The 8,808-nt window shown below is 46.3% G+C and carries 9 protein-coding genes and 1 tRNA gene; 9 read left to right on the top strand and 1 reads right to left on the bottom strand.

Going from position 1 to position 8,808, the window contains the following annotated elements; genetic code table 11:
- Positions 1 to 151 (bottom strand): YhbY family RNA-binding protein (locus A3762_RS22245; RefSeq protein ID WP_197469492.1); only part of this gene is annotated, 151 nt, incomplete at its 3' end.
- A gap of 99 nt (positions 152 to 250) precedes the next feature.
- Here A3762_RS22245 and rlmE point away from each other — a divergent pair.
- The 9 genes from rlmE (at position 251) to nusA (ending at position 8,788) form a co-directional block, all read left to right on the top strand.
- Positions 251 to 868: a 23S rRNA (uridine(2552)-2'-O)-methyltransferase RlmE gene (gene rlmE / locus A3762_RS22240; RefSeq protein ID WP_068478005.1), complete on the top strand. Its 618-nt coding sequence runs from the start codon at positions 251 to 253 to the stop codon at positions 866 to 868.
- Between the two features lie 121 nt (positions 869 to 989).
- Positions 990 to 2,921 (top strand): ATP-dependent zinc metalloprotease FtsH, encoded by a 1,932-nt coding sequence (gene ftsH / locus A3762_RS22235; protein WP_068757675.1) that lies wholly within the window; start codon positions 990 to 992, stop codon positions 2,919 to 2,921.
- A 56-nt stretch (positions 2,922 to 2,977) separates the two neighbouring features.
- Entirely contained in the window at positions 2,978 to 3,781 is an 804-nt protein-coding gene (folP, locus tag A3762_RS22230) for a dihydropteroate synthase (RefSeq protein WP_068757673.1), read from the top strand.
- A 27-nt stretch (positions 3,782 to 3,808) separates the two neighbouring features.
- On the top strand, positions 3,809 to 5,152 hold the full coding sequence (glmM, locus tag A3762_RS22225) for a phosphoglucosamine mutase (protein WP_068478013.1): 1,344 nt from the start codon (positions 3,809 to 3,811) through the stop codon (positions 5,150 to 5,152).
- Positions 5,153 to 5,233: 81 nt separating this feature from the next.
- The gene (tpiA, locus tag A3762_RS22220) at positions 5,234 to 5,986 is read left to right on the top strand and encodes a triose-phosphate isomerase (protein ID WP_068757671.1); all 753 of its coding nucleotides are present in this window, start codon (positions 5,234 to 5,236) and stop codon (positions 5,984 to 5,986) included.
- Positions 5,987 to 6,017: 31 nt separating this feature from the next.
- Positions 6,018 to 6,377 (top strand): preprotein translocase subunit SecG, encoded by a 360-nt coding sequence (secG, locus tag A3762_RS22215; protein WP_068476836.1) that lies wholly within the window; start codon positions 6,018 to 6,020, stop codon positions 6,375 to 6,377.
- Between the two features lie 40 nt (positions 6,378 to 6,417).
- Positions 6,418 to 6,503 (top strand) — tRNA-Leu (locus A3762_RS22210).
- Between the two features lie 252 nt (positions 6,504 to 6,755).
- Positions 6,756 to 7,262, top strand: coding sequence for a ribosome maturation factor RimP (gene rimP, locus A3762_RS22205; RefSeq protein WP_068757680.1), 507 nt, complete (start codon positions 6,756 to 6,758; stop codon positions 7,260 to 7,262).
- Between the two features lie 26 nt (positions 7,263 to 7,288).
- Positions 7,289 to 8,788 carry a transcription termination factor NusA gene (nusA, locus tag A3762_RS22200; RefSeq protein WP_068478016.1) on the top strand — a complete coding sequence of 500 codons (1,500 nt, stop codon included), beginning with the start codon at positions 7,289 to 7,291 and terminating at the stop codon, positions 8,786 to 8,788.
- Positions 8,789 to 8,808 lie beyond the last annotated feature (20 nt).

The raw sequence follows: 8,808 nt of genomic DNA, 5'->3' as shown, positions 1-8,808 counted from the left end.
TTACTTTGATCAATTCGTGTTGTTCTAATGCGCGATCTAACTCTTCAAGTAAACCCTCGCTGACTCCTTTATCACCCACTATAATGATCGGGTTTAGGTTGTGGGCAATGGCGCGAAGTTGTTTTTTCTCGGCGGCGCTAAGTGTTGTCATGTTTGAATCCTGTAAATATTTCGGCGCAAGTTTACAGTCTGGCCGAAAGAAACCAAAGTCAATATTTTAAAACTATCACCATTATAGAAGAGCATTACTATGGCACGTTCTAAGTCTAGCGGTCGTTGGCTAAAAGAGCATTTTGATGATCAGTATGTGAAACGATCTCAAGAAGATGGATATAGATCTCGTGCAAGCTACAAACTGATCGAATTGCATGAAAAAGACAAATTATTTCGCAAAGGTATGACGGTGATTGATCTTGGCGCAGCGCCCGGTGGTTGGACTCAAGTAGCCGCGGAGTATATTGGAGACTCTGGTAAAGTCGTTGCTAGCGATATTTTGGCTATGGACCCATTGCCTGATGTGAGCTTCATTCAAGGTGATTTCACCGATGATCAGGTCTTTGAAAATATATTGGCAGAAATTGATGGAAAGGTAGATCTTGTAATTTCAGATATGGCCCCCAATATGAGTGGTAACGCAGCGGTGGATATTCCATCCGCAATGTATTTAGTGGAGCTTGCTTTGGATATGGCTAACCACACCTTGAAACCGGGCGGTAATTTTGTCGCGAAGGTTTTTCAAGGAGAAGGTTTTGATGAACTTCTTAAGCAAATGCGCACAATGTTTACTAAGGTCTATTCCCGTAAGCCTGATGCTTCGCGTGCACGTTCGCGTGAGGTGTACCAAATAGGTATTGGTTTTAAGGGCTAGAGCTTGGAAAGCTTAAAAATTATATAAGATCGTTAAATAGCTAATTTAAGAATCTACTTGTATATTTTAAGTCGTAATACACACATCACTTTGTAATTGAGAGGGGTTTCTCTTGAACGATATGGTCAAGAATCTGGTACTTTGGTTGGTGATCGCAGCTGTGTTGCTGACGGTGTTTAACAACTTCAGTGCACAGCAAAAAACGCAAGCAATGAACTATTCACAGTTTATTGAGCTTGTTCAGAGTGGGCAGGTCCGCCAAGTTGAAATTGATGGATTGCGTTTTGAAGTCGAAACTTCAGACAACCGTCGTTATTCAACCGTTCGACCAATGGTCGAAGATCCAAAGCTAATGGATGAGTTGATTAACAATAACGTTACGGTGATCGGTAAGGAACCAGAGAAGCAAAGTATCTGGTCGCAGCTGTTAGTCGCCTCATTTCCAATTCTCGTGATTATTCTCGTCTTCATGTTTTTCATGCGCCAGGTGCAAGGTGGCGGCGGTGGCAAAGGGCCGATGTCGTTTGGTAAGAGCAAAGCGCGACTGATGAGTGAAGATCAAATTAAAACGACATTTGCTGATGTGGCGGGTGTTGATGAAGCCAAAGAAGACGTGAAAGAACTTGTGGAATTTTTGCGTGACCCAAGCAAATTCCAGCGCTTAGGTGGTAAAATTCCGCGCGGTGTCTTGATGGTCGGTCAGCCTGGTACGGGTAAAACGTTATTGGCGAAAGCGATCGCTGGTGAAGCAAAGGTTCCGTTCTTCTCTATCTCAGGTTCAGACTTTGTCGAAATGTTTGTGGGGGTGGGTGCATCCCGCGTGCGAGACATGTTCGAGCAAGCTAAAAAGCAAAGCCCCTGTATTATATTTATCGATGAGATCGATGCTGTGGGTCGTCATCGTGGCGCTGGCCTTGGCGGTGGACACGACGAGCGTGAGCAAACATTAAACCAGCTGCTCGTTGAAATGGATGGCTTCGAAGGTAGTGAAGGTGTCATTGTTATCGCTGCGACGAACCGTCCTGACGTTCTCGATCCAGCGCTGTTACGCCCAGGTCGTTTCGACCGACAGGTTGTAGTTGGCTTGCCTGACATTCTTGGTCGTGAACAAATACTTAAAGTGCACATGAAGAAAGTCCCTCTAGGTGACGACGTGGATGCAGCAGTTATGGCGCGTGGTACTCCGGGCTTCTCTGGTGCAGATTTGGCCAACCTTGTAAATGAAGCTTCTCTGTTTGCGGCGCGTGCGAACAAGCGTACTGTTGGTATGGTTGAGTTTGAGTTGGCTAAAGACAAAATCATGATGGGCGCTGAGCGTAAATCGATGGTTATGTCTGACAAAGAAAAGCTAAATACTGCTTATCATGAAGCGGGACACGCGATTGTAGGTCGCCTCATGCCGGAGCATGATCCAGTCTACAAGGTGAGTATTATTCCTCGCGGGCGAGCGCTTGGTGTGACGATGTTCTTGCCAGAAGAAGACCGTTATAGCATGAGTCGTCAGCACTTGATCAGCAACATTTGCTCTTTGTACGGCGGTCGTATTGCTGAGGAAATGACGCTTGGTCCAGAAGGTGTTACGACAGGTGCGTCAAACGATATTGAGCGTGCAACAGATATTGCGCGTAACATGGTAACGAAGTGGGGCTTGTCAGCGAAGCTTGGTCCCTTGAAGTACGACGAAGCGCAAGAAGAGGTGTTCCTCGGCAAATCTGCAGGCGGGTCTACTTCTCATGTTTCAGGTTCGACGCAGGCCAGTATCGATGAGGAAGTCCGTTCAATCGTTGACCAGTGTTATTCGACGGCGCAGCGAGTCTTAGAAGAAAATCGCTCCAAGCTAGATGCAATGGCTGATGCTTTGATGAAGTATGAGACGATCGATACTCCTCAAATCGATGACATTATGAATGACAAAACACCTCGTCCGCCGAAAGGTTGGGGTGATAATGGTTCTAATGATGCCGGTGGTAGTGCAGCTTCTGAAGCGGAAGACGTAACGCAGGAGCGTGATGCGCCGTCTGATAGCGTTGGTGGACCTGCAGAAGGTCACTAAGTTAAAATTGTAATAATAAGGCGCGGCTTGGTCCGCGCTTTTTTTATGGGTGCGTTATGGATTTTTCTACCCCCAAAATTATGGGGATACTCAATGTGACTCCGGACTCTTTCTCTGATGGTGGAAAGTTTTCTAACCTCGATCTCGCGATTTCGCAAGCTCTTCGTATGGTTGAGCAAGGTGCCTCGATTATAGATATCGGTGGTGAGTCAACACGCCCTGGTGCGGTTGAAGTGTCGCTGCAAGAGGAAATGGATCGTGTCTTGCCGGTTGTTGAAAAGCTTCGAGCAGAAACGGATGTCGCGATCTCCTTAGATACCAGTTCGCCTGAGCTGATGAGGGAGGGTGCGGCTTTAGGTGTTTGGATGATCAATGATGTGCGCGCATTTCAGAGAGAGGGGGCGCTTGAGGTTGTTGGTGAATCAGATGTATGTGTTTGCGCAATGCATATGCAGGGCAAGCCCATATCTATGCAAGATTCACCTGAGTACGGGAGTGTTGTGGATGATGTGTCGCAGTTTCTGCAAGGCCGTGTGGAAGCATTGATTGGGTCAGGAGTACAAAAAGAGAAAATTGTTCTAGATCCCGGTTTTGGCTTCGGTAAAACGCTCGCGCATAACTTGAGTTTGTTAAAACATTTAGACCAATTGCAGCATTTGGGCTCGCCATTGTTGGTAGGGATCTCGCGCAAAAGTATGATTGGTACAGTGCTCGATAAGGATGTGGATCAGCGTTTAATCGGTAGTGTTGCAGCAGCCTTGCTATCATTAGAACGTGGCGCTTCGATTTTGCGGGTTCACGATGTTGCTGAAACGGCAGATGCGCTTAAAATATGGCAGGCAATGAAGTTAGCTAAGTAATACCTACAAGAATTAAGAGAGAGAATAATGGCAGACAGGAAGTATTTTGGGACGGATGGAATTCGTGGTCGATTAGGTGAGGGAGCAATTACACCCGAGTTTATGCTCAAGCTTGGCTGGGCTTGTGGTCAGGTGTTTAAAAAACAAGGTACCAAGAATAAGGTCATTATTGGAAAAGATACGCGCATTTCAGGTTATTTATTTGAAGCGGCGCTAGAGGCTGGCTTGTCCGCGGCCGGTGTGGGTGTGCGTTTGATTGGTCCAATGCCTACTCCAGCAGTTGCTTATTTGACGCGCACATATCGCGCGAATGCCGGAATTGTTATCAGTGCGTCGCACAATCCATATCAAGACAATGGCATTAAGTTTTTCTCTTCTGAGGGCATGAAGCTTGATGATGATATAGAGCTGGAGATTGAATCATGGCTCGACAAAGACCTAGAAGTTGTTCCGCCAGCGGAGTTGGGGAAAGCAAAACGGATTGATGATGCTGTTGGTCGTTATGTTGAATATTGCAAAAGCACAATACCGAACAAGATGGACCTTGAAGGTATGGATATCGTCTTAGATTGTGCGCACGGCTCAACTTATCAAGTGGCTCCCTATGTGTTCAGAGAGCTAGGCGCGAATGTGACCGCTATTGGTGTTGAACCGGACGGATTAAATATAAATCGTGGATTTGGCTCTACTAGCCCAGAAGCGTTGGTGGCAAAAGTAAAAGAGCTGAACGCAGATTTAGGTATTGCTTTTGATGGCGATGGCGATCGTGTTGTGATGGTGACTGGCGAAGGTCAGATTGTTGATGGCGACGAGCTCATTTTTATCATATCAAAAGATCGTATTGATCAAGGCGCGATGGATGGTGGTGTTGTCGGTACTCAAATGACGAACTTTGGTGTCGAAGTCGCATTTAACGAGGCAGGTATACCTTTCACTCGTGCAAAAGTGGGTGATCGATATGTCATGGAGCAGCTTAAAGAGAAAGGTTGGCTTCTGGGTGGTGAAGGGTCCGGGCATTTAATTTGTTTCGATAAGTCGACTACTGGCGATGGTATTGTCTCAGCTCTGCAAGTACTTCACGCCATGTGGCGCAGGAAGATGAGTTTGTCAGATTTAGCTGGAGAGATGACAAAGCTTCCTCAGGTGCTCAAGAATGTAAAAGTCGCTGAGCGCTGTAACCCTTTAGATAACGAAATTGTAGCCACTGCGGTTACTCAGCAAGAGGCGCGATTTGAGGGAAGAGGACGTGTATTGCTCCGAGCTTCGGGTACTGAACCCCTGATTCGTGTGATGGCTGAAGGCGAAGATTCGGCGTTAGTTAATGATGTGGTGGATCAGCTTGTTTCAGTCGTCACTGAAAATCTCGCTTAAGTAAAAGTATGGGTTTTAATCGGCTTGTAGTTACGGAGCAACTCGGTTAGTATTTGCGCCCGCTTGACTTGAGGTAATGCTATGCGTCGTAAACTAGTTGCTGGTAATTGGAAAATGAACGGTAACACCGAGTTTGCTGCGGAGTTTGCTCAAGACTTAAAAGCTAAGCTTGATGCTGCGGAAGTGACGTGCGATGTCATGATTGCTCCCTCTGCACCTTACCTCGCATTGCTAGCAAATGCGTTTAGCGAATCGAATATTCAGGTAGCCGCGCAAAATGTTGCGCAGTTTGATAAAGGCGCTTATACCGGTGAAGTTTCTGCTTCCATGTTAAGTGATTTGTCTTGTCAGGCTTCATTGATCGGGCATTCGGAGAGGCGTACTTTATTTGGCGAGACAGATGAAGTTGTCGCCGCGCAAGTATCGCAACTTGTTGAGCAAGGTATTACGCCGGTGCTATGTGTTGGTGAAACGCTTGAAGAAAGAGAGGCGGGTAATGCGGAGCAGATTGTTGAAAATCAGCTCAAGGCAGTGCTAGAGAGGTTTTCGGTAGATCAGTTGAGAAACTTAGTAGTTGCCTATGAGCCTGTTTGGGCGATAGGTACGGGGTTGACTGCCACGCCTGATCAAGCACAAGAAATGCACGCTCATTTGCGTAGTGTGGCGCGAGAACTAGATGAGCAGTGGGCGGATTCGCTTACTATCCTTTACGGTGGAAGTGTAAACAGCAAAACAGCGAAAGAGTTGTTTGCTCAACCGGATATCGATGGCGGTCTAGTAGGTGGAGCGTCACTTAAAGTTGATGAGTTTTTTGAGATTTGTCAGTCGGCCTGACGAATCGAGTTTGTAGTAGGTTGCGAGTAATATGGAATTTTTAGAAACAACGGTAATCGTAGTTCACATCTTGGTGTCGTTGGCGCTTGTTGTTCTTGTGCTATTGCAGCAAGGAAAAGGCGCAGAAGCGGGAGCCTCTTTTGGTGGCGGTGCTTCTCAAACAGTATTCGGTAGCCAAGGTAGCGGTAACTTCCTGACAAAGTCTACAAAATGGTTGGCTGTTGTATTTTTCGCGACCAGTATTAGTCTTGCTTATATTGCTAAAGAGCAAGCTGCATTGAGTGTTCAAGAAGCGACGACGCTTTCTACGCTAGAAACTCAAGAAAATTCTGAAGAAAGCCTTGAGTTGGAAGCGCAAAACGAAGACAATGCCGCTCCTGAATTGGAGTAGCCAATAAGTTTTCACTTAATTGAGTTAATCAATTGAGTATGCCGATGTGGTGGAATTGGTAGACACGCCATCTTGAGGGGGTGGTGAGCTATGCTCGTGACGGTTCAAATCCGTCCATCGGCACCAATAATAAAAAAGCCCGCACTTGTACGAGTGCGGGCTTTTTGTTTTATGTTGACCCTTGCTGTATAGCTGCCTATAATGCCGCCAGTATTTGGAGCGGCTCAGAATTTCTGAGTTCGGGCTATACGCCAGTTGAGGCTCTCCTTACAGCAGTTTTGTAAAGAGCCCCTCATTGTTAGGGGCTTTTTTGTACTGATGGGCTTTATGCCCATTTTTTGTTTCTGCAACAATGAAAACGAACCCGTTGGAGGCGTAGTGGCAGCTAAAAAACAGCTACTAAATGACATTATTAAGCCGGTCGTAGAAGGGCTAGGTTATGAGTGTTGGGGCATTGATTTCTTGTCTCAAGGTAAGCACTCAATGTTGCGAATTTATATAGAAAGTCTTGAAACGCCAGATAGCTCGGAAGTGGGCGAAGATGGTAAAGAACGTGAGAGCGGTATTGAGCTAGGGGATTGCGAAAAAGTAAGTCGCCAATTGAGTGCCGTGCTTGACGTTGAAGACCCTATTGCAGGTGATTACACCCTTGAGGTGTCTTCTCCGGGAATGGATCGCGCATTATATGAACTTGCGCATTATGAAAGGTTTAAAGGCCATCAAGTTGCATTGAAGTTAAGAATGCCATTTGAAGGTCGACGAAAGTTCAACGGCTTGATTAAAGGCGTTGAAGGGAATGATGTGGTGATTCAGGTGGATCAAGAAGAATACTTGTTCCCAGTTGAAGGCATTGAGAAAGCGAACATCGTACCGCAATTTGATTGATTAGGATTATTGGAGCAAACGACGCGATGAACAAAGAAATTCTGCTGGTTGTTGAGGCGGTCTCAAACGAAAAGGGCGTTGACAAAGAAGTCATTTTCGAAGCTATTGAGTTGGCATTGGCGACAGCAACTAAAAAGCGTTATGAAGACGAGGAAGAAGCCGATATTTTAGTGAATATCGATCGCAAGACGGGTGAATACGATACTTTTCGTCGCTGGTTAGTTGTGAGTAACGATGCAGTGCCTGCTTTAGGTACTGAGTTGACTATGGAAGAAGCGGAAGAAATTGATACAGCGCTTCAACCAGGTGATATTCACACAGAGCAGGTTGAGTCGATTGCTTTTGGTCGTATCGGTGCACAAGCTGCTAAGCAAATTATTGTTCAAAAAGTACGTGAAGCTGAACGCGAAAAAATCGTCGATGGCTATCGTGACCGTGTTGGAGAATTGGTTTCAGGTACTGTTAAGAAAGTAACGCGTGATAACGTGATCGTTGATCTCGGAAATAATGCTGAAGCCTTACTTCCACGTGAAAATCTAGTGGGTCGTGAAGTATTCCGCATGGGGGATCGTGTTCGTTCTTTGCTTCTAGAAATTCGTCAAGATCTACGTGGACCGCAATTGATTTTAAGTCGTTCAGCTCCAGAAATGCTGATCGAGCTATTCCGTATTGAAGTGCCAGAAATCTCAGAAGAAGTGATTGAAATTCGTGGTGCGGCGCGCGACCCAGGTTCTCGCGCAAAGATTGCAGTTAAAACAAATGACAAGCGTATCGACCCAGTTGGTGCTTGTGTAGGTATGCGCGGAGCGCGTGTACAAGCTGTATCGGGTGAGCTAGGTAATGAGCGTATTGATATTGTGCTTTGGGACGATAACCCGGCGCAGTTAGTCGTGAATGCAATGGCTCCAGCTGAAGTCGCTTCTATTGTTGTCGATGAAGACACGCATTCGATGGATGTTGCTGTTGCAGAAGATAACTTAGCGATGGCGATTGGTCGTGCAGGCCAAAACGTCCGTTTAGCGTCTCAACTTACTGGTTGGGAGCTGAATGTGATGACTGAAGAAGAAGCGGGCAAGCAGCAAGAAGAAGAAGTCGGCAAGTACGTCGATTTATTCATCGAGGCCCTAGACGTTGATGAAGATCTTGCGTCTGAGCTTGTAAGTGAAGGCTTTACGACTTTGGAAGAAGTCGCATATGTTCCTTTAGAAGAGATGCTGTCTATCGAAGCATTTGACGAAGACATTGTTGAAGAGCTTCGTCGTCGTGCAAAAGATGCATTGCTTAACAAGGCTCTAGCAACGGAAGAGAAGCTGGAAGGTAGCGAGCCTGCAGAAGATTTGTTAACGATGGAAGGTATGGATAAGCACCTTGCATTGACCTTAGCGAGCCGTGGAGTGATCACCATGGAAGACCTTGCTGAGCAATCCGTCGATGAATTGATGGAAATTGAAGATATGACTGAAGAGCGCGCTGGTGAATTGATTATGACCGCTCGTGCGCCATGGTTCGAAGAGAACCAAGACTAATAGACAGCGAGTCGGGAGAA

This window comes from Oleiphilus sp. HI0125, assembly GCF_001635355.1.
Note: the sequence above shows the minus strand (reverse complement) of the source record. Positions and strands in the feature narration are given on the sequence as shown.